This window comes from Chloroflexia bacterium SDU3-3 (assembly GCA_009268125.1).
Lineage (GTDB): Bacteria > Chloroflexota > Chloroflexia > Chloroflexales > Roseiflexaceae > SDU3-3.
The window spans coordinates 119,740-141,335 of the sequence record WBOU01000011.1; the positions used below are offsets into that span (position 1 = coordinate 119,740).

20 protein-coding genes are annotated in these 21,596 nt (G+C 64.0%); 11 read left to right on the forward strand and 9 right to left on the reverse strand.

The features are described 5' to 3' along the window. Window positions 1–140: 140 nt before the first annotated feature. Both F8S13_18170 and F8S13_18175 read left to right on the forward strand, forming a co-directional pair. The gene (locus tag F8S13_18170) at window positions 141–1,133 is read left to right on the forward strand and encodes a helix-turn-helix transcriptional regulator (GenBank protein ID KAB8141671.1); all 993 of its coding nucleotides are present in this window, start codon (window positions 141–143) and stop codon (window positions 1,131–1,133) included. A 121-nt stretch (window positions 1,134–1,254) separates the two neighbouring features. Next, a complete protein-coding gene (locus F8S13_18175; protein KAB8141672.1) occupies window positions 1,255–1,761 on the forward strand; it encodes a hypothetical protein in 507 nt (168 codons plus the stop codon). Window positions 1,762–1,862: 101 nt separating this feature from the next. Here the strand turns inward: F8S13_18175 and F8S13_18180 are convergent, their stop codons facing one another. Further along, window positions 1,863–3,146 carry a DUF4038 domain-containing protein gene (locus tag F8S13_18180; GenBank protein ID KAB8141756.1) on the reverse strand — a complete coding sequence of 428 codons (1,284 nt, stop codon included), beginning with the start codon at window positions 3,144–3,146 and terminating at the stop codon, window positions 1,863–1,865. Between the two features lie 730 nt (window positions 3,147–3,876). Here F8S13_18180 and F8S13_18185 point away from each other — a divergent pair. From F8S13_18185 to F8S13_18205, 5 genes are all read left to right on the forward strand, one after another. Further along, window positions 3,877–4,344 (forward strand): GNAT family N-acetyltransferase, encoded by a 468-nt coding sequence (locus F8S13_18185; protein ID KAB8141673.1) that lies wholly within the window; start codon window positions 3,877–3,879, stop codon window positions 4,342–4,344. Window positions 4,345–4,514: 170 nt separating this feature from the next. Next, on the forward strand, window positions 4,515–5,660 hold the full coding sequence (locus tag F8S13_18190) for a hypothetical protein (GenBank protein KAB8141674.1): 1,146 nt from the start codon (window positions 4,515–4,517) through the stop codon (window positions 5,658–5,660). Window positions 5,661–6,036: 376 nt separating this feature from the next. After that, window positions 6,037–6,363 carry a hypothetical protein gene (locus F8S13_18195; GenBank protein KAB8141757.1) on the forward strand — a complete coding sequence of 109 codons (327 nt, stop codon included), beginning with the start codon at window positions 6,037–6,039 and terminating at the stop codon, window positions 6,361–6,363. 107 nt (window positions 6,364–6,470) lie between these two features. Beyond that, window positions 6,471–6,881 (forward strand): hypothetical protein, encoded by a 411-nt coding sequence (locus tag F8S13_18200; protein ID KAB8141675.1) that lies wholly within the window; start codon window positions 6,471–6,473, stop codon window positions 6,879–6,881. A gap of 17 nt (window positions 6,882–6,898) precedes the next feature. Beyond that, a complete protein-coding gene (locus F8S13_18205) occupies window positions 6,899–7,327 on the forward strand; it encodes a hypothetical protein (GenBank protein KAB8141676.1) in 429 nt (142 codons plus the stop codon). 114 nt (window positions 7,328–7,441) lie between these two features. Here the strand turns inward: F8S13_18205 and F8S13_18210 are convergent, their stop codons facing one another. After that, window positions 7,442–8,326, reverse strand: coding sequence for a TIGR03560 family F420-dependent LLM class oxidoreductase (locus tag F8S13_18210; protein ID KAB8141677.1), 885 nt, complete (start codon window positions 8,324–8,326; stop codon window positions 7,442–7,444). A gap of 247 nt (window positions 8,327–8,573) precedes the next feature. Here F8S13_18210 and F8S13_18215 point away from each other — a divergent pair, with 247 nt between their 5' ends. The 3 genes from F8S13_18215 (at window position 8,574) to F8S13_18225 (ending at window position 10,835) form a co-directional block, all read left to right on the forward strand. Continuing rightward, window positions 8,574–9,086, forward strand: a complete 513-nt coding sequence (locus F8S13_18215; protein ID KAB8141678.1) for an O-acetyl-ADP-ribose deacetylase — start codon at window positions 8,574–8,576, stop codon at window positions 9,084–9,086. Window positions 9,087–9,191: 105 nt separating this feature from the next. Next, window positions 9,192–9,404, forward strand: a complete 213-nt coding sequence (locus tag F8S13_18220) for a hypothetical protein (protein ID KAB8141679.1) — start codon at window positions 9,192–9,194, stop codon at window positions 9,402–9,404. 159 nt (window positions 9,405–9,563) lie between these two features. Continuing rightward, window positions 9,564–10,835, forward strand: coding sequence for a hypothetical protein (locus F8S13_18225; GenBank protein ID KAB8141680.1), 1,272 nt, complete (start codon window positions 9,564–9,566; stop codon window positions 10,833–10,835). Here F8S13_18225 and F8S13_18230 read toward each other — a convergent pair. The 6 genes from F8S13_18230 to F8S13_18255 all read right to left on the reverse strand — a co-directional run bounded on the left by F8S13_18230 (window position 10,832) and on the right by F8S13_18255 (window position 17,556). Further along, complete coding sequence (locus tag F8S13_18230; GenBank protein KAB8141681.1) at window positions 10,832–11,713, reverse strand: Rieske 2Fe-2S domain-containing protein; 882 nt, start codon at window positions 11,711–11,713, stop codon at window positions 10,832–10,834. The genes F8S13_18225 and F8S13_18230 overlap by 4 nt on opposite strands. A gap of 560 nt (window positions 11,714–12,273) precedes the next feature. Beyond that, a complete protein-coding gene (locus F8S13_18235; protein KAB8141682.1) occupies window positions 12,274–13,122 on the reverse strand; it encodes a carbohydrate ABC transporter permease in 849 nt (282 codons plus the stop codon). 16 nt (window positions 13,123–13,138) lie between these two features. After that, complete coding sequence (locus tag F8S13_18240; protein ID KAB8141683.1) at window positions 13,139–14,071, reverse strand: sugar ABC transporter permease; 933 nt, start codon at window positions 14,069–14,071, stop codon at window positions 13,139–13,141. Window positions 14,072–14,132: 61 nt separating this feature from the next. Further along, window positions 14,133–15,473, reverse strand: coding sequence for an extracellular solute-binding protein (locus F8S13_18245; GenBank protein ID KAB8141758.1), 1,341 nt, complete (start codon window positions 15,471–15,473; stop codon window positions 14,133–14,135). 389 nt (window positions 15,474–15,862) lie between these two features. Beyond that, entirely contained in the window at window positions 15,863–16,633 is a 771-nt protein-coding gene (locus F8S13_18250) for a hypothetical protein (protein ID KAB8141684.1), read from the reverse strand. Between the two features lie 2 nt (window positions 16,634–16,635). Then, window positions 16,636–17,556 (reverse strand): ATP-binding cassette domain-containing protein, encoded by a 921-nt coding sequence (locus F8S13_18255; GenBank protein ID KAB8141685.1) that lies wholly within the window; start codon window positions 17,554–17,556, stop codon window positions 16,636–16,638. Window positions 17,557–18,329: 773 nt separating this feature from the next. On the opposite strand from F8S13_18255, the gene F8S13_18260 reads away from it, so the two are divergent. Beyond that, window positions 18,330–19,277 carry a hypothetical protein gene (locus F8S13_18260; protein ID KAB8141686.1) on the forward strand — a complete coding sequence of 316 codons (948 nt, stop codon included), beginning with the start codon at window positions 18,330–18,332 and terminating at the stop codon, window positions 19,275–19,277. On the opposite strand, the gene F8S13_18265 is transcribed toward F8S13_18260, so the two are convergent. Beyond that, window positions 19,258–21,492 carry an excinuclease ABC subunit UvrA gene (locus F8S13_18265; GenBank protein KAB8141687.1) on the reverse strand — a complete coding sequence of 745 codons (2,235 nt, stop codon included), beginning with the start codon at window positions 21,490–21,492 and terminating at the stop codon, window positions 19,258–19,260. The genes F8S13_18260 and F8S13_18265 overlap by 20 nt on opposite strands. Window positions 21,493–21,596: the final 104 nt, after the last annotated feature.

Consider the following 21,596-nt stretch of genomic DNA (forward strand, 5'->3'; position numbering starts at 1 on the left):
CGAACATAGCCATCTCCTTTCTGGACAATATGCCTTTCTCATCAGATGGAAGGTAGTGCGCCCATCCACCTGCATGCAGTATACTGATAGGCACTCATCGGATCTACGTTTTTGCGCAATCGAACAGAGGAGATTGTCTAATGCCCAACTACAGCTTTGGCGAATTGCTAAACATCTTCTTTGTATTGCAACAAGACCCGTCAATCCCTGCCGATCAACGTAAGACCCAGAGAGATCTTGCCCACGAAACCGGGATCGCGTTACGCACGCTCAGCAACTGGTTTAATGATGCAGCTATCCCGCGCTACCCGGAAGATGTCAGAAAACTCGCATATGCGCTCGCACTGACGCCGCTGCAGGCCGATATGTTGCTCTACAGTGTCAATCCAGCTTGGGTGCTCTACGGAACGCCAATTGAGCGACTGCAGGCTGCCGAGGTAGTCCGCTACAACGAGCAGCGTATCGCTGCACAGCCGCTCGCGCAGCAGCTAGCACCATCGCTCATACAGATTCGACAAGAGTGGCAGCCTATCCTAACCGAGTCGTTTACCCATAACGCTAATCGGTGGGGTGTGGGCAAAAAGCAAGATGGCACATGCACAATCGATCGCTCAATCAGCGATGGCACCTACCAGCTGTCGCTCCAAAGCCACTTTCACGGCGGGGTATTTATGGGGGGCGATTCCCACTGCATTGCACCGCCAACCTACTATGCGCAGGTCGATGCGCTACGGGTTGCAGGCGATACAGATGAAGAAGGCTACACCTTCGTATTCGAGGAGATCCACGATGGCTGCCACGCCATGATGCGGATTCGCGAGCCAAAGCAGCTCGTCTCTGTGGTACAGACTCTCGATGGGGGGGATAACTTTATCATCCACATGGATCGCACTGCTGCACCGATGGTGCGCCCTGGCAAGTACAACCGTATTGCCATCCTTGCACAGAATGACGATCACTGGTTCTATATCAATGATATTTGTGTGGGGCACCGCCGCATTGAGCGATTGCCACATAGCCGGTTAGATGTAGGAGTGGTGGCCCATAATCACCGGCAGGTCGTATGCCAGTTCCAAAAATTCACGGTGATGATCCCGCCTATACCAGGTCTCCCATCCAACAAAGTAAGCTAGGATCATATAGCGTATGTTTTTGATGATATGCTCACATAGCCGCCAGACCGCACGATACAACCCTGCTCATTGTGCAGCAATATGCAAGCTGCGGTCGCACCTCATTAGATTGGAGACGGTAATGCGTAGAACTATCCCTCTCTATTTCACCATCACCATATCCTACCTTTTCCCCCTCGCCGCATGTCTGCTCGCGCTGGCGGGCTGCGGCGGGGGAGCCGCGCAGGCCGCGCCGCTGCCCGCCGAGCGTGCCGTGGCCATGGCCCTGGCCCACGCGCAGGCGGATTCACCTGCGGGAAAGCTGGTGGGCATGCCCTCGACGGCCCACGGCAAGCTCGCCAGCTACGGCGAAGCCGCGACGATCGCATCTGGAACCGAGGAGCATAGCATCCCGGAAAGCCAGCGTAACCGCAGGGTATGGCTCGTCATCTTCGAGGGCGACGCGGTGGCGCAGCTCGCGCCTGCGGCGGGCAGCATGGACACCGCCAAAGATGAGCGTTTCTCGCAGGTGGCGGTGATCATCGACGCGGTGACCGGCGAGGGCATCGAGGCGAGCAAGCACAGCGCTGGGAATGAGGTTCCAACCGATGGGCTGCCCGCGCTAGCGCTGCCGAGCGCGGCACAGTAGGGCGAAAGCAGCTCCAACACGACACGATAAGCAGAACGCCGCCCACGATCCCAAGATCGTGGGCGGCGCGGCACGCTGGGGGTGCGCCGAGGCGCGGCGGGTCAGCGACGGCCCGGGGCGGGGAAGCCGGCCGCCGCATCGTCGAGCACCAGCACCCAGTCGGGGCCGCCGAGCGGCGGGGTGAAGACCTGGCGCGACCGCCTGGGGAAACTGCCCATGGCGCTGGCGACACCAGTGCGCGGGTCGAACCAGCGGGCCAGGGTGCGCTCACCCGACAGCGCGGTCAGATCCAGCTCCACCGGCTGCCCCGAGGGGATGTAGACCAGCGCGTAGCTGCCCGATGCGTCGCGCGTGGCCTGCACGTGATGGGTGCTGGCCCCCACATCCGACACAATCAACGACTGATCGGGGATGCGGGTGAGGAAGGGGCGCGAAAGCAGCAGCGCACGGGCGTGGCCCACCTGATGTGAGCCGGGCAGGTGGATGGCCTCGTACCAGGGGCGGCGGGCGAAGGCGTAGGGCAGGCCGGGCCGCCACATGGACCAGACCGGAAAGCAGCCGTAGGTGTGGCCGTGCGCACCGGCGAACAGCGACCAGTACATGGCCTTGCGCACATCGTAGTCATCTAGGTAGCCGCCCTCAAGATTCCCGATGTCGTCCTGCGAGTCCTCATAGCCTGGCTCGGCATCCATGCAGGGGCGGGTGGGCGTCAGCGCGTAGTCGGCCTCGATGTAGCGCCAGTTCTCGCGGTTGCGCTTATGGCCGCTCTGGCAGGTGTGAAAATCGAGCCACGGCTCGTCGTGGATGTACTGCGATGTGGAGTGCGCGCCCCAGGTGTGGAAGGTGATCAGGTGGCTGCCACCGTCGCCCTCGCGCACGCCCCGCGCCATGGCGCGGATGATCTCGCGGTGCCCCTCGGTCTCAATCGGGCGGTCGCCGCCCAGCATCCAGATGATCGAGCGCTGGGCGTAGCGCCTGCCAAGGAACAGGCCGTAGCTATAGGCGTTCTCGGGCGTGAAGATCTCGGGGCCAGCGCCCCACTTCTTATTCCACTTGTCGCCCCAGGTGGGCAGCAGCGCGATCCAGAGGCCCAGCGACTCGGCCAGATCCAGCACCGTATCGATAAAGGCAAAGTACGGCTCGCTGGGCTGGGACGGGTCGCGGTCGATCAGCGGCAAGTGTCCCTGCATAGTAGGCACATCCAGCCCATCCAGCTCGGCCAGCGCCACGGCCTGGATGACGGTGAAGCCCTTGGCGGCGCGGTCGCGCAGGTACAGCTCGATCTCGGGCAGGGTGAGGCGGTGGAACAGCTCCCAGGCGGTATCGGCCAGGTAGAAGAAGGGCGTCCCATCATCGTGGACAAGGAAGCGGCGGTTTTCGCTGATACGCAGCATGACGACAGTCTCTCTGCTCGGCGCGGCATCATCGCCGCGCGGCGTGATCCCCTGGGCCGCACGCAGGCTGCGGCGCGGCCCAGCGGCATAGTAGCACAGGGTGGCAAGGCTGCCGCAGGGCCTAGGCGCTCTCGATACACCGAAGGATTCTTACCACCAAAACGCCACGACGAGAGGGGGCAAAAGGGGGGCGAATGCCACAAAAGCGCGAAGATGCCAGGGGAAAGCACGAGGGTAAAGGGGGAATCGACCTCACATGGTGCCGCTTTTCATATCAGTGCTGGGCTTGTTGCCTATCAGCGATGGTGGTTCTGCTTGGTTGGTTGGTGTGTGCCCTACGCGGGCGGCGACTAGGGGCCAGCCCCTAGTGACCCCGCCATGGGGCTACGCCCCCTTGGAACCCCCATTTTGAGCATTCCTATGCCGTTTCCTAGCTGCTGATGTTCGCGCATATGGCCATCAAAACATGAGCGACACCTTCGCCGCATGGGCCGGGATGGTAGGGTGGTGCAATGATCAGGGGTTACAGACGACGGAGGTGCCGTACTCGTTTGCAGCATGGGGTACATCAACCACGCGCTGTGTATGAGCTGGCACACAATTTTGCAAGGCGAAGCGCCGCATGTTCGCGCACCTCGGGCAAGCCGCCGCGCGGCGCTTGCCCCGCCCTGGCTTCTGGCACATAATAGCCAGGGTATTTCGCAGCACCATGGGGGGCCACATGAGCACGCATTCCAACACCCGCATTCGCCACGCCGAGCGCGCCGATCTGCCCACGATCCTCGCCCTCAACGCGCAGCTCAACCCCAGCGATCTGCCGCTGCCGCCAGCCGAGCAGGTGGAGCAGGTGTGGGGTGCGATCTTGGCAAACCCGATCATGCACACCTTTGTGGCCGAGCAGGCCGGGCGCGTGGTCGCCACCTGCGTGCTGGCGATCATCCCCAATCTCACCCGAGGGACGCGGCCCTACGGCCTGATCGAGAATGTGGTGGTAGATCAGCAGGCCCGGGGCGGCGGCATCGGCACGCTGCTGATGCGGGGCGCGCTGGAGTTCGCGTGGCAGCGCCAGTGCTACAAGGTGATGCTGATGACCGGGCGAGCGCAGGCGGTGGGCTTCTACGAGCGGGCGGGGTTCCGCAGCGACGAGAAGTTCGGGCTGGTGGCCAAGCCGCCGAGGGCGGGGGGATAGCCTCCACGACCAGAGCGGATGGCGCAGCAGGCAACTGCGGTGCACCGGCCCGCTACGGCACCGCGCATACCTACGAAAAACATCAGGAGAAAAGTAGGTTCTTCATCTTCTCTCAAAAAAGATCATGAACTACGATAGACTCAATTTTTGATCCAGAAAGAGCAGAGTCTATGCGTATCCACAGAAGAAGGTTCATAGCCAGCATCATAGCACTGCCGTTTATCGGAACAGCCTCTAGGCAGCAAATTCCCTCTGCATCGGCAGCAGCAATCAATCATCCAGATAGAACCGTATCTGGATGGCCATTCAGCGACCTTTTCATTAGCCCAACGAACCCACAGATCATGTACACGCAGGCAGGTTCACTCTATCGCTCGCAGGATGGCGGCACAACCTGGGAGCCGAGAACAGATCCTATCACACCCTACGCCTCATACTACTTCGACCCGCATGTGCCCGACCGTATCTTCGCCTCAGAAAGCCTAACGCTCCACCGCAGCACCGACGGCGGTCAGACTTGGGAGAAGGTGATGAACGGGCTACCCGAAGAGAAGTTTTACCCCCTCTTTTGTGCAATCAGCTTTCACCCATCCCAGCCTAACACGATCTACGCATCATCGATGAATGATGACCACATGTTTCCCATCCGCATCACAGGCATCTACCGCAGCACCGATGGCGGGGACTCGTGGGAAAAGATAGCCGAAAAAATGCTCATCATCGAGCTCAGCATCGCCCCAAGCGATCCGCAGATCATCTATGCCGGGCAGACATACTACGCAGGGCCTGGTGGATCGCGCGGCGGTGGCGGGATCATTCGCAGCAGCAATGGAGGCAGCACCTGGAAGCAACTCAACACCGGATTGCCCGACTTCACCACGGTCTATCAGATTATCGTCCACCCCAAGACCGACGCGACGGCCTATGCGCGAACCGAGCACGAGATCCTTCGCACCACCAATGAGGGCGAGAACTGGGAAAAGCTCACCCACAGGCTGCCAGGGCACCTGGCCGAGAACCAGATCACCGCGCTGGAAATCGACCCGAAAGATCCGCGAATCTTTATGTCTAGCGATGGGGTGGCCATCTACCGCACGGTCGACACCGGGAAGACCTGGAAAAAGACCCAAGGAAGCCTGCCATCCGACATAGCGGCCCTCGCAATCCACCCCACCACATCGGCTATCTATGCGGTGAGCCAGGAATTTGGCATCTTCACCAGCGCCGATACTGGCACCACGTGGCAGCGCATCACGATCGCAGCCGAAGAGGCTGAGTTCCACCACGCCTATATACCGATAGTAGCAAAGCCCTAAGGAAGAATATCATCCTGATCGATTGACTAGCATGCGCACCATCTCACACGCGGCCTTCTTTTTGGAAGGCCGCATATCGCGCTTGAGGCATAGGGCTATACACAACCTGATGGCCGCGCTGATCGCAGCGCGGCTGTTCGGCGCGTGCGGCCCCAGCGCTACCCCCATGCCATTTAGCACGATCCTCAATTACCGCATCCACAGCATCTACCCCGGCGGCACAACCGTGGCTGAGAGCACGGCGGTGGTCGCACCCCCGCCGCAGCCCTGATCGGGCGCTGGCGCGATAATCTGCTATCATAGCCGAGTATTTACCGCGTATACCGGGGACACGATGAAGATTCTCTACTGCTGGCGCTGCCAGCGCGACGTGCCCATGCTGGATGAGCAGGAGTTCGCCCGCATCGCGCCGCTGCACACCCAGGGTATCGAGTCGATCAAGGCCTACCGCGAGCAGCACGGGGTGGGGCTGGCGGATGTGGCGGTCGACGAGCACTTCCAGGCGCTGCGCGAGGCCTACCGGCAGATCACCGGTGTGGATGAGCCGGACCAGAATGAGATCCGGCACCACCGAATCGCGCTCTACGGGCCGCCGTGCGCGGCCTGCGGCAAGCCGCTGCGCACGCCGCAGGCGCGGATGTGCGCAGCGTGCGGGGCCGACAGGGGCGCGGGGAATACAGGAGATCGCAAAAACGATTGTTGATGCCGCGTGCCATGCCAGGTGAGCTTCGCGGCCCAGCTACTGGCAATCGAGCAGAGCATGGCGCACATCAAAAAAACAGCATATACTCAAAGATAGTGGGAGCACCAATGGAGCGACTCTTTCAAAACCACACATTCGAGGTCACACATCTGCGCGGCTGCACGGTGGATGCGCTGGTGGGCATGGTGGACCCGGCGGACATGCACCCATATATCGTGCTGCTGAAACCGAGCGAGCAGCCGTGGCAGATGCTGTTCCTCGACATCGGCGCGGGCTTCTGGGAGGAGTGGACGGATGAGGAGGCCGCCGAGCAGCTGGCGGATGAGGATGAGACCTTTGTGGACTACGCCGCGCAGTTCGGGCTGCACGGCGCAGAGATAGGCGAGATCTTCTGCCAGCCCATGGCCGAAGACGCGCAGTCGGCGATCAGCATCCAGTTTGCCAGCGGCACGCTGCGGCTCGCGCCCAGCGACCCGCAGGAGATCGGGTGCGATACGGAGATCTCGTTCAGCAGCTAGCAACCGCGGAGGTGGCTATGGCAAACAGCGCTCAGTTTCTAGCCACAGCAATCGAGTATGTCGGCATCATCTTCCTAGCGATCTTCTTCTTCCCCTTCCTCATCCCGCCGGTGGCCATGCTCATCCAGTCGGCGGATGATGAGGAGGACCCAGGGACCATTCGCTCCACCGCCATGCTGCTGATCGCGATGGCCGTTCAGATCAGCCTGTGGGGGCTGCACTGGGGAAAGAAAAATGAGGGCACGGATCTGGGTGCGGGAATAAACGCCTTCCGCCAGCTCATGCTCAACGCAGTGGCGATCAATGTGCTCGGCCAGCTCGCGACCATCCTGCTGGGTGGGCGCATCTCGTACGCTATCCTCATCCTCACGGTGCTGCTGATCATCGGCACGGTGGCCAGCATGAAGCTCACCCTGATGATCGACGAGCGCCGCGAGCGCGACTAGGGCGCGGCGGGGGCGCGAAGGAACGAGCGCTAGGCGGCGATCGTGTGCAGCACCCGCGCGCAGGCGGGCAATCTGAAGCCGCCGCACCCCCAGGGCGCGGCGGCTTTGCGCGCTTTAGAGCGCGGCAGCGGCGGGGATGATCTCCTTCGCAAAGGTCTCCAGCGGGGCGATGGTGTAGACATCAGGCATGTTGAAGATGGCGTGGGTGAAGCCCATCTGCGCGAGATCCTTCAGCCGCTGGATAACCCCGCCGACGGTATCGCTGCCGGAGAGATGAACCGTGCTGAGCGATGTCTTCTCAACCGTGTCGTAGTCGCGCCCGAGCGCATCGCAGTGCTGCTTGAGCGTATCGAGGGCGCTCTGCATCTTCGCCTGCCCCACCCACTCGCCAATATTGCAGGCATCCGCATACTGCGCCACCATGCGCAGCGTCTTATTTGGCCCCGTGCCGCCGACCATCACGCGCGGGTGTGGGGTCGAGATTGGGCGCGGGTTGTTCGTGATCGCCGGGGCTGAGAAGTGCTTGCCGACAAACGCCGCCTCATCGCCCTGCCAGAGCGCCGTAGCCAGCTTCAGGCAATCCTCAAGCTGCTCGAAGCGCTCGGAGGTGGCCGGGTAGGGCACGCCGTAGCCCAGGGCCTCATTCTCATACCAGGCCGCACCGATGCCGAAATAGGTGCGGCCCCCGGCGAGAATATCGAGCGTGTTGACGGTCTTCAGCAGCACTGAGGGGTAGCGGTAGATAACGCCTGTGACCAACACGCCGAGATATGCCTTCTCGGTGAGGCCTGCAATATAGCCAAGCGTGGTGTAGGCCTCCATCATGGGGTCGGTGTGCGCCTCGCCAAATAGGCCCTCGATCTGGTAGAAATGGTCCATGACCCACAGGCTTGAGAAGCCCGCAGCCTCGGCGGTGGTGACGATCTCCTTGATCGTTGGCCGAATAGCGGCGGGGCCGCCGGGGTATTTGAACGATGGGATCTGCAATCCTATCTGCATGGTCGATCTCCTTCAGGCTTAATTGACATGAAAGCTCGGCAGCGGCGACGGCGGACAGATCTCTAGCGGCAACCGGAGTCTGCACATAGAATACCAATCTTCCCTGAGAACCACTATGATAATCCTCCAGATTTCTAGCAGGATTCTCTTGATTTGTCGGGGCGATGCAGGGTTATGCTACTATCTACCATCGTTGGGGCAGACATGAGCCACCGCTGCTCAACAGCTATCAGGAGGAAAGCAACCTATGCACCCGCGCATCAGCATCACCCAGGGCGACATCACCAAGGCCGAGGTCGATGCCATCGTCAACGCCGCCAACTCCGCGCTGCAGGGCGGCGGCGGCGTGGATGGCGCGATCCACCGCGCCGCCGGGCCGCAGCTTGCCGAGGCGGGGCGCAGGCTGGGCCGCTGCGCCACCGGCGACGCCAAGATCACCCCTGGGTTCGGGCTGCGGGCACGCTGGGTTATCCATACCGTCGGGCCGGTGTGGCAGGGCGGCCAGCGCGGCGAGCAGGAGCTGCTGGCGCAGTGCTACCGGCGCAGCCTGGCCCTGGCCGCGCAGCATCAGGTGGCCACGCTGGCGTTCCCCTCGATCAGCACGGGGCGCTACCGCTTCCCGCTGGAGCTGGCCGCGCCGATCGCGCTGCGCGAGATCGGCGCGGCGCTGGTGGAAAACCCGGCGCTGGCCGAGGTGCTCGTGGTCTGCTTCGAGCCGCAGGTGTACGAGGCCTACCTGCGGCTGGCGCAGGCCGGGTAGCAGGCCGAAGCAAAAAGATCTCGCCAAACGCCGCAAAAAGCGGTATAGTGTGCGATGCCAGCAGCGCCGCTGGCCCGCCAGCAGCCAGCACCGACGGAGGCCGCCATGCCACTCAGACGCCAGCCGACCCAGGAAGAGATCGACGAGGCATACCTGCGCATGTGGGATGTCTACGTCACCACGCTCCAGGCCGACCTTGAGGCATACGCCGAATCCTACGATCAGGCGGCGGCAGACGCCCGCGACCACGCCGAGGCCGCCGAGCGCGCCACGCCGCGCAAGAAGCGGCCTAGACGCAGCCGCCAGCCAGAGACCTAGAGCACATAGAGATGCCATAGCGCCCGCCCCTGGCGGGCGTTTCTGAGCGCCCCACCTACGAGCACATATCGAAAATACCGCATCGCAGCGCGATCGCAGCCTTGGCCTATGCTATAATTGGCGCGTAGGTCAGCCCCGCCCATGCACTGAGGGAGCGCTATGCAGCCCACGACCATCCTGCTGCTTCTGATCGCTGTCGTCCTCGCCATCGCCATCGCGCTGATCGGCGTGGCCATGCTGCGCCCGCGCCAGCGCAGGCCCAACGCCCTGCTGGTGGGCAGCCCCGCCCACCCAGCCATGATCATCCACGCCTACCGCCCGCAGCCCAGCGAGCAGCGTGCCCGCATCCCCATAGCCCCAGGGCAGCTGGCCGCGCTTGAGGCGCTGGTGCGCCACGTGCCGCAGCTGGCCACATCGGCCAGCGCGCGCACCCTGGTGGTGCGCTTCACCGCAGGGGTGGCCGCGCGGCTCTCAAGCGGCACCGCCCCGCTGATGCCCGCGCTGGAAGGTGGCGCGCGCGCCATCGCGATCGGGCCAGATGGCCAGATCCTCGGCCAGGGCGCGCCTATTGCGGCGGTCGTGCCCGCTGCGGCTGCGGCTACAGCGGTGTGGCAGGTGCTGGCCATGGCGACCGCGCAGTACTACCTGGTGGGTATCAGCAAGCGCCTCGCAACCATCGAGCAGCAGCTGGATGAGCTGCAGCAGCGCATGCGCAACCAGGATATGGCCAGCCTGCGCAACAACTTCAAGCGCCTGCAGTCCACTCGCGCCGCGCTGGCCGGGTCGGCGCTTACCGAGTTTGATATGCAGTCGTTCGTGAATGAGGTGGACACCATCGACCGCGAGTGCGGCAGGATCATGGAGAACGCCGCCATTGAGGTGGAGCGGATCGCCAAGCGTCTGGAGGGCATGAGCCTAAAGGGCAGCTTCGACCCCGCCGAGAAGATGCGCGAGGCCCAGCGTCGTGTGGATGAGCACGCCCAGTTCGCCCAGCTGTGGGCCATGGCCGCATCCAGCCGCGCCGCCGCCGCCGAGGTGCGCTGCGCGCTGCCCACCGACAGCGGTGTCGCCCTGCGCCGCCTCCAGGAGCTGCGGAGCGAGATCCCGCGCTGGGCATCGGCGGGGCAGGGGTTCGCCGCAATGCTCAAGCAGCGCGCAGGCGATATCGGCTCGATGGGCGGCTGGTGGAAAAACGACCACGACTACCAGGAGGACATGGTCAAGGCCGCCGACCAGGTGCGGCGGCAGTTCGCCGCCTACCAGCGCGACATCGAGCGCAGCCTCGATGCGGCGACGGCGCAGATCGCAGCGAGCAGCGAGCAGAAGGCCCAGCCGCTGCACCTGCTGCTGGAAATCGACCCCGAGGGGACGATCACGGCGGCGCAGCGGCTGATCACGCCGGGGGCCAAGGCCCGCGCCAAGCGGGCCTAGCCCGCGCTGCGGGCGCGCACCTGCACGCGCCCCCCGCTGATGCGGACATCGTAGGCGGGCTGGGGGAAGGTGGCCGGGCCGTGCACCACCGCGCCGCTGCGCATGTCGAACACCGAGTCGTGCCAGGGGCATTGGATGCAGTGGCCGTCGGGCGTGCCCTCATCCAGCGGCGCCCCGGCGTGGCTGCACACCGCCCCGATGGCCCAGACCCGCTCGCCCTCGCGGTAGAGCAGCACCGGCGCGTCGGCCACATCCACCCGCTGCGGCGCGCCCTCGGCCAGGTCGATCTCGGCCAGCGCATCCTCCCACTCGCCCTCCGCTTCGGGCGGGTCGCTGTGGTTCACGCCAACCTTATGTCGATACACCAGATCGCCGCCCAGCGCCCCGGCGGCCCCCACCAGCCCAAACGCCGCCAGCGCGAGGCCCACGCCCACGCCGCGCTGGCCGCCACGCCGCGCCACCAGCGACAGCAGGTAGAGGCCCAGCGCCGAGCCGTTCAGGATGCCGTGCAGCGCACCGGTGGCAGTCGCCTGCTGGGGAATGGTCGAGTAGTCCGCCGCGCCCGCCAGGGCAGTAGGCACCGCCGCAGCCGCGCCCGCCATAATCAGGGTGTCGGCGGCGCGCTCGGCATCGGGCGAGCCGGTGATAGCCGCAGCAAGGTCGCACAGCGCGGCTAGGCTCCACGCGCCGATTGGGATGTCGGTGAGAATGGGGTGCAGGGGGTGGCCCAGCGCGGTGCCGTGCAGCGCGTCGGCCACGCGGCGGGCGGGCGGGCCGCCGCGCATCACCAGGCGATGGATGGCCTCGGCCACCGCCGCGCCGCGCTCGGCCAGCGCCTGCGACTTCGCTATCCGCGCTTCGATCTGTGTTGGTAGCATGATCTCCGCCTTTCATCTCGCATTTGCTGCTCGATGAAGCGCACAGATCGTGCCACAGATTCCTGCTCAATCGCCGAAGGGCTAGCCCTTCACATAGCATCACTTTTCTAGGCGACTCATTTGGAAGCGACAAAGCAAGAAAGGTAACCAGCCAAACCTTGCGCCGTGCATCGTTGTTTGTAACCTATGTTAAAAAGAAGCACCGCGTCTACGTAGCTCGCAAGCTATGATTACCGATCCACCCTACTCACCCAGCCCATGCGGCGAAGGTGCCGCTAGGATTTTGCTGGCCATATGCACGAACCCCAGCCGCCAGGGAACAGCATTGGAAGGCTCAAAATTGGGGGTTTCGAAGGGGGTGACACCCCCTCGCGGGGTTCCTAGGGGCTGGCCCCTAGGCGCTGCCCGCGCAGGGCATGCACCCACCAACCAAGAGGGACTGTTATCATTGAGGCCGTAGCCGGGTCATCCCAACCGGGCAACGCTGCAAGCATTCCCTACGGTCGACCCGACCCCAAAATAACGCGTACATGCCCCCAAAAGTGACACCCTGTAAGGGTCTAGCCCTTCACCGCGCCAGCCGTCAGACCCGTCACGATCTGCTTCTCGGCAAACAGGTAGAACACGATCGTTGGGATAAGCGAGAGCGAGATGAAGGCCAGGATCTTCACCCAGTCGGACCCAAACTGGCCCTGGAACTGCATGATCCCCAACGGCAGTGTCCAGATTGAGGTGTCGTTCAGCACCAGCAGCGGTAGGAAGAAGGCATTCCAGCTGCTGACCATGGTCAGCACCACCACCGCAGCCAGCGCTGGGCGCACCAGCGGCAGCATGATCCGCCAGAAGAAGCCAAACGTGGTCGCGCCATCGATCGCGCTCGCATCCTCCAGCTCCTTGGGCACGCTCGCGAAGAAATTGCGCAAGATGAGGATGTTGCCCGGCAGGCCAAAGGCCACCTGCGGGATGATCACGCCCCACAGGCTGTCTACCAAGTGCGCGCTGCGCAGCGTGATGTAGAGCGGCAGCATGGCCACCGTGATCGGGAACAGCAGGCCCAGCGTGAAGAAGTTGAACAGCAGCTCACGGCCCCGGAACTCGATACGGGCAAACACGAAGGCGGGCATCGCCGCCAGCACCACCACGCCCAGCGCCGATGCGACTGTCACCATGGTGCTATTGGAGAGCTGCTGCCAGAACGACGAGCTGAACAGCACCTCGGAGTAGTTGGTCAAGATCACGGTCTTGGGCAGCGCAAAGGGGTTATTCTGCAGGTCGGCGTTGGTCTTGAAGCCGCCCAGCACCGCCGTGATCAGCGGCACGATGATGATGAGCGATAGCAGCACCGCCAGCACATATTTGAGCGCAAGAATCAGTCTATTCTGATAGGAAACAACGGGTTGGCTTATCATAGCGATCTCCTGATGCCTAGTCGCGCTGTTTGGATGCAAACTGGTAGATCATGGAAAATCCCAAGCAGAAGATGAAGATCGCAATAGCAACCGAGCTTCCATAGCCGATAGAGAAGCGCTGGAAGCCATACTTATACATATAGGTCGCCATGGTCTCGCTGGCATTCACCGGGCCGCCGGTCGTCATCACCCACACCAGGTCGAAGATCTGGATGGAGCCAAGCGCCGACAGATAGACCGCCAGCCGCGCCGTGCTGCCCATCAGCGGGATGATGATGCGCGTGGTGATCTGGGCGGATGTCGCGCCGTCGATCGCGGCGGCCTCCTCCAGCTCTACCGGCACATCTTGCAGCGCCGCTAGGAACAGCAGCAGGTGCAGCCCAAAGTACTTCCACGTCATCACCACAAACAGCGCCACCAGCACCGTCTTGGGGTTGCCCAGCCAGCCCTGCGCCGTGAAGCCGGGGATGAGGTGCGACAGGATGCTGTTGAGCAGGCCGCCGTCGGCCTTGTAGATGAAATTCCAGATCACGCCGGTGACCACATCGGAAAGCACGTAGGGCAGAAAGAACAGCGTGCGGAACACGGTCTTGCCGCGCAGGCCCTTGTTCACCAGCAGCGCCAGCCCCAGGGCCAGCGGCAGCTGGATGGCGATCGAGAGCACCACGATCACGATGTTGTGGAGTAGCGCGCCCTGGAAAACTTTATCGCTAAAGATACGGATAAAATTATCAAGCCCAACGAAATTTGTCGGCGAGCCAAGGCCATTCCATTTAAAAAAGCTATAGTAGGCCGCCTGCACCACTGGCATCAGCACAAAGATCGTATAAATAATCGCGGCGGGGAGCAGGAACAGCGTCACTGTCCCGATCTTCTCGACATTTACCCGACGCCCACGCCGCGCCTGCGCTGGGATAGCCACTGGCTGGCTTGTATTCGATGACCGCATAGATTGCCTCTTTTGCGCGCATCGGCCCCGCTGTGGGGGCCGATGCGCGTGAACGTTGCGCCTACTTCAGTTCCTGCGCCGCAGTGGCCTCGATCTGGGCGGCAGCGTCCTCGGGGGTGGCGCTACCGGCAAAGATCGTCTGCGTGGCATCGTTGATCGTCTGCCCCACCGCAGGAGGCATGTACTGATCGTAGTAGAGCTGGAAGTACTTGGCGTTGGCGGTGGCCTGCTGCACCTGCTTGAGCAGCGGGTCGGTCATAGCGGTCTCCGCGCCCTTGACCACCGGCGGCACGGCGATGTTGGCAGCGGCCATCTTGGTCTGGTTCTCGACGCTGGTCAGCCAGCGAACGAACTCGATCGCCTCCGGCGCGGCGTTCTTGCCGATGGCAAAGCCGTCGCCGCCGCCCAGCACATCCGAGGCGTCGCCCTTGCCGCCCTCGACGGACGGGAAGGGGAACCAGCCCAGGCTCTTGTAGTAGGCGTCCTTGTCCTCGGCGCTGTCGGCGGCGCTGCCCGGCTCCCACTGGCCCATCAGCTCCATGGCGGCCTTGCCATTGCCGCTCAGCGTGGCCGACTCGGTGAAGCCGTCGCCCAGGAAGCCCTCCTGAAAGGGCTGGAGGTCAACCAGCTCCTTGAGGCGCTTGCCCGCATCCACAAACACGGGGTCGCTGAAGCTGCCCTGGCGGCTATAGGCCTTGTCGAAGGCATCCTTGCCGCCCAGGCGCACGGCCAGGTACTCCCAGTAGAACGCGCCCGGCCACTTGTCCTTGCCGCCCAGCGCGATCGGGGTGATGCCAGCGGCCTTGAGCTGCTTCACCACCTCAAGGAACTCGGCCCAGGTGGTGGGGGTTGCGGCGATATTGGCCTTCTGGAAGAGATCCTTGTTGTACCAGAAGCCGATCATGCCCACGCGCCAGGGCACGCCGTAGAATTTGCCATCTGAACCGAAGATCGACAGCGGCGCGGCCTGGAAGCTGTCGCCCCAGCCGTCCTGCTTGAGCGCCTCGGTCAGATCCTGCACAAGGCCGGCCTCGGCGTACTGCTGCAGCGTGCCGCCGCCCCAGGTCTGGAAGATATCTGGTGGGTTGCCCGACTGCATCGCCGTGGCAAGCTTGGTCTTGAAAGCCTCGTTCTCAAGGACGGTGATCTCGATCTGGACGTTTGGGTGATCCTTCATGTAGAGCGCGGCCATGTCGTCCCAGTTCTTCTTGTCGACATCTGCGGTCGAGATGTGCCACCAGACGACCTTGACCTTCTGGCCATTGTCGGTGCTGGGCGCGGCGGTGGCGGCGGCGGGTGCGCTGGTGGCGGCGCTGCCGGGCTGATCGGCGGGTGCGCTGGTGGGCTGGGTGGTGGATGTGGGCGCGGGGCCGCCGCAGGCGCTGAGCATGGAGAGCACCATGCCACATGTCAGGGCCAGCGAGGGAAGACGGCGCAACGAGGCCAGGGGGTGTGCCAACATGCGAAACTCCTTCGTCATGACAAACTACATCGTTTATGCCGAGACAGCAGACAGGTTTCCTGTACGAGAAGCACCCCGTTAGGGTGTGGGCGTAGCAACCTCCTTCTACGAGCAAGTCAGTTACGTTCTGTTTCTGTAAACGTTTTCAGTACCAAAACGATAGCATTACCGCCACGCTTTGTCAAGACTGTTTTTTTTGTTTAATCGGGCACATCTTTCCGCAGCAGGCCATAGCCCGCCCATGCCACCCTGGGGCCACACGCCAAAGGCGGCCCCAGCCTGCGCCAGGAGCCGCCTTCCAGCAAGCAATGCAGCTTTTCTGCACGCGCCTAACCCGCATCGCGCAGCGACAGGTGCCAGGCCCCGAGGGCCGCCACCGCCACCCCGCCCAGCATGCCCAGCAGCAGCGGCTGGGCCATCTGCACCTGCGCCTCGCCAATAAAGTGCATCATCCCATTCAGCGGCAGGCTCCACGGGAACACGCGCACCGCCAGGCTGTCGCTGCCGCCCATGTCGATCAGAAAGCCAGCCACGCTGGCCACCATGCCTACCCCCAGCGAAAGGGTGTAGCTTGGCCAGCGGATGCTCACATACAGATGCAGCGCCAGCATCAGCCACGACATGCCGAAGGTGTAGGCCAGCATCTGCGCCACCTGCGCCCACGGCGGCTGCGGCCAGCTGATCGAGGGGAGCGGCAGGGCGCTCATGCCCGCCATGGCCAGCCAAGCGAAGCCCATCAGGGCCAGGAAGCTCAGCGCGATCATGCCCAGGGCGACCAGCTGCTTGGCCAGATAGATGGCCCAGCGCGGCGTGGGCTGGGCGTAGAGGTGCTTCCAGGCATGCTGGTCGTGCTCCATCCCGCCCAGCAGCGCGGTCTCCAGCGTGATAAACAGCGGCAGCATCAGCATCAGCCAGAAGGCGAAGGTGTTCTGCAGCACCAGCTGGGTGCCATCCACTGCCTCGGCCTGCGGATTGCCGCTCTTGTTCAGGATGATAAACACCTGGAGCTGCACCACCACCAGCGGGGCGATGAACACCATCCACAGGGCCAGCGTCCGACGAAGCTTGATCAGCTCGGCGGCCAGCGCGCGAACAAACATGGCTAGATCCTTTCTCCAGCGGTGGCGCTGGTCAGCTGCATAAACTGGGCCTCAAGCGAGAAGCCCTGCTCGCTCACGTGGGTCACATCGAGGTCGGCGCGCACCAGCATGCGCGTGATCGCGGCCATGTCGATCGGGGTATCGCTGGAGACCGCCAGCATGCCGTCGGCGCGGGCGGCGGGGGCGTAGCCCGCCTGGCGCAGCAGCTGCGCGGCCCGCTCGGGCTGGGCTGCGCCGATCAGGGCGGTGCGCGTGTGGCGCTGGCGCAGGTCTTCTAGCGCGCCCTGGAACAGCATGCGGCCCTGCTGGATGATGCCCACGTGGCTGGCCACCTGCTCGATCTCGCCCAGCAGATGGCTGGAGATGAACACGGTGATGCCGTGCTGCTCGGGCAGGCGCTGGATGAGCGTGCGGATCTCGTGGATGCCCGCCGGGTCAAGGCCGTTGGTCGGCTCGTCGAGGATGAGCAGGCGCGGCCCGCCCAGCAGGGCCAGGGCCAGGGCCAAGCGCTGGCGCATGCCCAGCGAGTAGCCGCGCACCCGCCGATCGGCGTGGGGGCGCATCTCCACAATCTCCAGCGCGCGGTCGACCTCGGCGCGGGGCAGGCCGCGCAGCAGCCGCGTGATATCCATGTTCTCGCGACCCGTCAGGTGCGGGTAGAGCGATGGCAGCTCGACCAGCGCGCCGATCTGGCCCAGCGTGGCTGTGCGGTCGCCGCCCAGCGGCTGGCCGAAGATCTGCACGCTGCCCGCGTGGGGGCGGATGAGGCCCAGCAGCATGCGGATGGTGGTCGATTTCCCCGCGCCGTTCGGCCCCAGGAAGCCGTAGACGCTCTGGTAGGGCACACACAGGTCAAGATCAGCCACGGCGGTGGAGCGGCCAAACCGCCGGGTCAGATGTGCAGTCTCAATGGCATAGGTCATGCTGCGGTGTCACCTCGCGCTGCGCCGCCGTCCGTCGGGCGGGCACACAGCATAGACACCGCCGCAGCGCGATTTGTGACAGCAGCGCGGGAAGCGTTTACCACCAAGGCTCCAAGACACCAAGGAAGAAAAGAAGGGCGAATACCATGAAGACACGAAGGCGCGAAGGGAAAACCGATTCACCGCCAAGGCACGAAGGAAGGAAAAAGTGATCTGTCTACGCTGGGCAAGGCCTTCCCGCTACGGTGTGGATCATGGCCAGCAGGCATTTAGGCGCACCTTCGCCGGATGGGCCAGGCCGCATGCATTTTGCCTTCCGGTGCGACGCAATCGCCTTCCGGTGCGACGCAATCGCCTTCCGACGTAACAAAAAATCCTACCCGACCCATGCGGCGAAGGCGCTGCGAGAGTCTTGATGGCCATATGCACGAACAATAGCAGCCAGCGAGCAGCATAGGAACGCCCAAAGTTGGGGGTTCCAAGGGGGCATCGCCCCCTCGCGGGGTCACTCGGGCTGACCCCTAGTCGCCGCCCGCGCAGGGTACCCACCCACCAACATAGAGGACCTATCATCATCGAAGCACAACCGGTCGGCCCGACCGAGCAACGCTAAAAGCATTGCCTACGGTCGACCCGACGCGGAAACGCCCGCAAAAGTGACACCATGTGAGTCATCCACCCGCCAGCTAAAAACCACCGCGTGAGGGAAGCCCCTAGCTATGCTATCATAGGCCTAACATTCTCCTTCGCCAACAAACAGTGAGAAGGCCGCTATGAATCATATGCCAAACGAGCACATCGGCACGCTGCGTATCCTTGACCGCGCGCTGTGGCGCTACCGCGCGCACTGGTGGCAGGCCAGCGGGATCGTGGCCGCGCTCTACCTTCCGTGGTTCTGCCTCATGCTGGCGGTTAGCCAGCTGGCCCCGCTCGCGCTGGTCGCTGGCTATGGGTGGCATATCGCCAGCACCCACTTCGACGTGCTCAATCTGCCCAAACTATCGGATCTGCTCAATGCGCCCATACTCGTCGTGCTGATGATCGTGCAGGAGCTTGCGGTCTTCCCAATCATCTGCGGCGCGCTGGTCGCCGCCACATCCACGGGCGACGGGCAGCCCAAGCTGGGGATCTGGGATACCTACCGCCGCATACGGGGGCAGATCGGGCCGATCTGCATGGCGGCCATGCTGCCCGTGGCGCTCTGGCAGCTGGCGCTGATCGCGGCGCGCACGGGTATCCCTGCCCAGCTGACCATGATGGCGGGATTTTCCGCCTGGGGCTTGGCTAACACGACCCTCCACCCCATCTACCTGCCGCTCGCCGCCGCGCTGGGCGCTGGGGCGCTGCTCTTCAGCCTGGCCGTGCCTGCGGCGGTGATCGATGGGCTGAGCGCCGCGCAGGCATGGAACAGGAGCATGCGCCTGGTGACGCGCCACTTCTGGCAGGTGGCTGGCGTCACCACCATCGGCGCTCTGCTCACCTACATCCTCATCCGCAGTGTATCCATCCTGATGGCCGTCATCGGCCTCTACAGCATTCAATTCCTCGTTTGGCACATGCTAGAGCGCTTTATCATCGAGCTTGTCTGGTCGCAGCTCGCGTGGATCTTCGCCATGCCCATCCTCACCATCGCGCGCGCCCAGCTCTACCTCGCCCTCGCCTCGGAGGAAGCGCCCGCGCTCCCCCCGAGGGTGCCAAACCCTACACGTAGCGCGCTGTGATGCTGCGCTCGCAGCCGCGCAGCTCGGCGGGCGGCCCGGCGAACAGCACCTGCCCGCCCGCGCTGCCGCCCTCCGGCCCCAGGTCGATGATCCAGTCGGCCTGGCGGATCACATCGAGGTGGTGCTCGATCAGGATCACGGTGTTTTTCGCATCCACCAAACGGTCGATAATCTTCATCAGCAGGCCGATGTCCGAGAGATGCAGGCCGGTAGTCGGCTCGTCCATCACATAGATGCTGCCGCGCTTGTGCAGCTCGGTGGCCAGCTTCAGGCGCTGGCCCTCGCCGCCCGAGATGGTGCTGAGCGGCTGGCCCAGCTTCAGGTAGCCCAGGCCCACATCGTTCATGGCCCGCAGCACCGCCGCCACCTTGCGCTCGCTAAAGAAATCGAGCGCCTCCTCGGCGGTCATGTCCAGCACATCGCTGATATTTTTGCCGCGCAGGGTGTAGGCCAGCACCTCGGCCTTGAAGCGCTTGCCCTCGCAGATCTCGCAGGGCGAGGCGAAGCCCTCCATAAATGCCAGATCGGTGTAGACCACGCCCAGGCCGTTGCAGTTGGGGCAGCTGCCCGCCGAGTTGAAGCTGAACAGCGAGGCGCTGGTCCCACTGGCTTTGGCGAAGGCCTGCCGGATGTCGTCCATGATGCCGGTGTAGGTGGCTGGGGCCGAGCGGCTATTGGCCCCCACCCGCGACTGGTCGATCACCAGCGCGTCGGGGTGCTGGGCCAGGAACACGTCGTTGATCAGGGTGCTCTTGCCCGAGCCAGCCACACCCGTGACCACCGTGAGCACGCCGGTGGGGATGTCCACACTCACGCCGCGCAGGTTGTGCAGGCGTGCGTCGCGGATGGGCAGCTGGCCGGTGGGCTGGCGCACCCGCTGCTTGAGCGGCTGGTGCTGGCTCAGGTGGCGGCCCGTGAGCGTGCCCGACGCGCCCAGGTCGGCGTAGCTGCCCGCGAACACCACCTGGCCGCCGTGGGTGCCCGCGCCGGGGCCGATGTCCACCACGTGGTCGGCGATCGCGATCACGTCGGGGTCGTGCTCGACCACCAGCACGGTGTTGCCCTTGTCGCGCAGCTTGCGCAGCAGCCCGTTCAGGCGGGCCACATCGCGGGCGTGCAGGCCCACGCTCGGCTCATCCAGGATGTAGAGCATCTCCGTCAGGCTGTTGCCCAGGTGGCGGATCATCTTGATGCGCTGCGACTCGCCGCCCGAGAGCGTCATGGTCTCGCGGCTGAGGCTCAGGTAGCCCAGCCCGATCTCCACCAGGTGCTCCAGCCGCTCGATCAGGTGCCCGGCCACCCGCAGCGAGATCGGGTCGCGCAGGCCGCGCAGCAGGCCGATCAGGTCAGTCACCTCCATGTCGGACAGCTCGGCGATATTGCGGCCCTCGATCTGGCTGGCCAGCGCAGCCTGGCTCAGCCGCGCGCCGTGGCACAGCGGGCATGTCTGCGCGGTGGTGAACTGCTCGAACACGGCGCGGTTGCGCTCGGACATGGTGGCCGAGTCCTTCTTGATGTACATGCGCGTGAAGCGCTCGACCAGGCCCTCGTACTTCGAGCCGAACTCGCCGAACGAGACCTTCACATCCGCGCCGTACAGCAGGGCGTCCAGCTCCTGCTCGCTGTAGTCCTGGATGGGCTTGTCGTTGTCGAACAGGCCCGAGAGCGGGTACATCTTCCACATCCACTTGCCCACCTTGAACTCGGGGTGCAGGATGGCCCCGCCGTTGAGCGACTTGCTGCGGTCGAGCAGCTTCTCCAGGTCGACCTGCACCGTCCTGCCGATGCCCTCGCACTCGGGGCACATGCCCTGCGGCGTGTTGAACGAGTAGGTGTAGGCTGGCCCCGCCGAGGGCTGCCCCACCCGCGAGAACAGCAGCCGCAGCAGCACGGCGATGTCGGTGTAGGTGCCCACCGTCGAGCGCGAGCCGCCGCCCACCCGCTTCTGGTCGATGATGATCGGCGCGTTCAGGTGCTGGATGTGGTCGACATCCGGCTGGCCGTAGTGCGGCAGGAAGCCCTGCACAAACGCCGTGAAGGTCTCGTTCAGCTGGCGCTGGGCCTCGGCGGCGATGGTGTCGAAGACCAGCGACGACTTGCCCGACCCGGAGACGCCGGTGAAGACGGTGATCTTCTGCTTGGGGATGCGCAGCGAGACATCCTTCAGGTTGTTCTCGCGCGCTCCGTGGATCTCGATGAACTGGCGCTCGGTCATTGCTCCTCCTTCGCGAGACAGCGGCGCACCCCCGCGCGGCGGCCTGGCCTCCGGCGGTTGGGTGGAAAATGAAGATGAGTTCTACGTGGGGGACGCTGCCTGCA

Coding starts and splice junctions, on each gene's coding strand:
- F8S13_18235 (KAB8141682.1), bottom strand. CDS start 13,122: ATGATAAGCCAACCCGTTGTTTCCTATCAGAATAGACTGATTCTTGCG.
- F8S13_18260 (KAB8141686.1), top strand. CDS start 18,330: ATGAATCATATGCCAAACGAGCACATCGGCACGCTGCGTATCCTTGAC.
- F8S13_18190 (KAB8141674.1), top strand. CDS start 4,515: ATGCGTATCCACAGAAGAAGGTTCATAGCCAGCATCATAGCACTGCCG.
- F8S13_18170 (KAB8141671.1), top strand. CDS start 141: ATGCCCAACTACAGCTTTGGCGAATTGCTAAACATCTTCTTTGTATTG.
- F8S13_18230 (KAB8141681.1), bottom strand. CDS start 11,713: ATGCTACCAACACAGATCGAAGCGCGGATAGCGAAGTCGCAGGCGCTG.
- F8S13_18240 (KAB8141683.1), bottom strand. CDS start 14,071: ATGCGGTCATCGAATACAAGCCAGCCAGTGGCTATCCCAGCGCAGGCG.
- F8S13_18220 (KAB8141679.1), top strand. CDS start 9,192: ATGCCACTCAGACGCCAGCCGACCCAGGAAGAGATCGACGAGGCATAC.
- F8S13_18250 (KAB8141684.1), bottom strand. CDS start 16,633: ATGTTTGTTCGCGCGCTGGCCGCCGAGCTGATCAAGCTTCGTCGGACG.
- F8S13_18210 (KAB8141677.1), bottom strand. CDS start 8,326: ATGCAGATAGGATTGCAGATCCCATCGTTCAAATACCCCGGCGGCCCC.
- F8S13_18265 (KAB8141687.1), bottom strand. CDS start 21,492: ATGACCGAGCGCCAGTTCATCGAGATCCACGGAGCGCGCGAGAACAAC.
- F8S13_18205 (KAB8141676.1), top strand. CDS start 6,899: ATGGCAAACAGCGCTCAGTTTCTAGCCACAGCAATCGAGTATGTCGGC.
- F8S13_18245 (KAB8141758.1), bottom strand. CDS start 15,473: ATGGTGCTCTCCATGCTCAGCGCCTGCGGCGGCCCCGCGCCCACATCC.
- F8S13_18215 (KAB8141678.1), top strand. CDS start 8,574: ATGCACCCGCGCATCAGCATCACCCAGGGCGACATCACCAAGGCCGAG.
- F8S13_18185 (KAB8141673.1), top strand. CDS start 3,877: ATGAGCACGCATTCCAACACCCGCATTCGCCACGCCGAGCGCGCCGAT.
- F8S13_18200 (KAB8141675.1), top strand. CDS start 6,471: ATGGAGCGACTCTTTCAAAACCACACATTCGAGGTCACACATCTGCGC.
- F8S13_18195 (KAB8141757.1), top strand. CDS start 6,037: ATGCTGGATGAGCAGGAGTTCGCCCGCATCGCGCCGCTGCACACCCAG.
- F8S13_18255 (KAB8141685.1), bottom strand. CDS start 17,556: ATGACCTATGCCATTGAGACTGCACATCTGACCCGGCGGTTTGGCCGC.
- F8S13_18225 (KAB8141680.1), top strand. CDS start 9,564: ATGCAGCCCACGACCATCCTGCTGCTTCTGATCGCTGTCGTCCTCGCC.
- F8S13_18175 (KAB8141672.1), top strand. CDS start 1,255: ATGCGTAGAACTATCCCTCTCTATTTCACCATCACCATATCCTACCTT.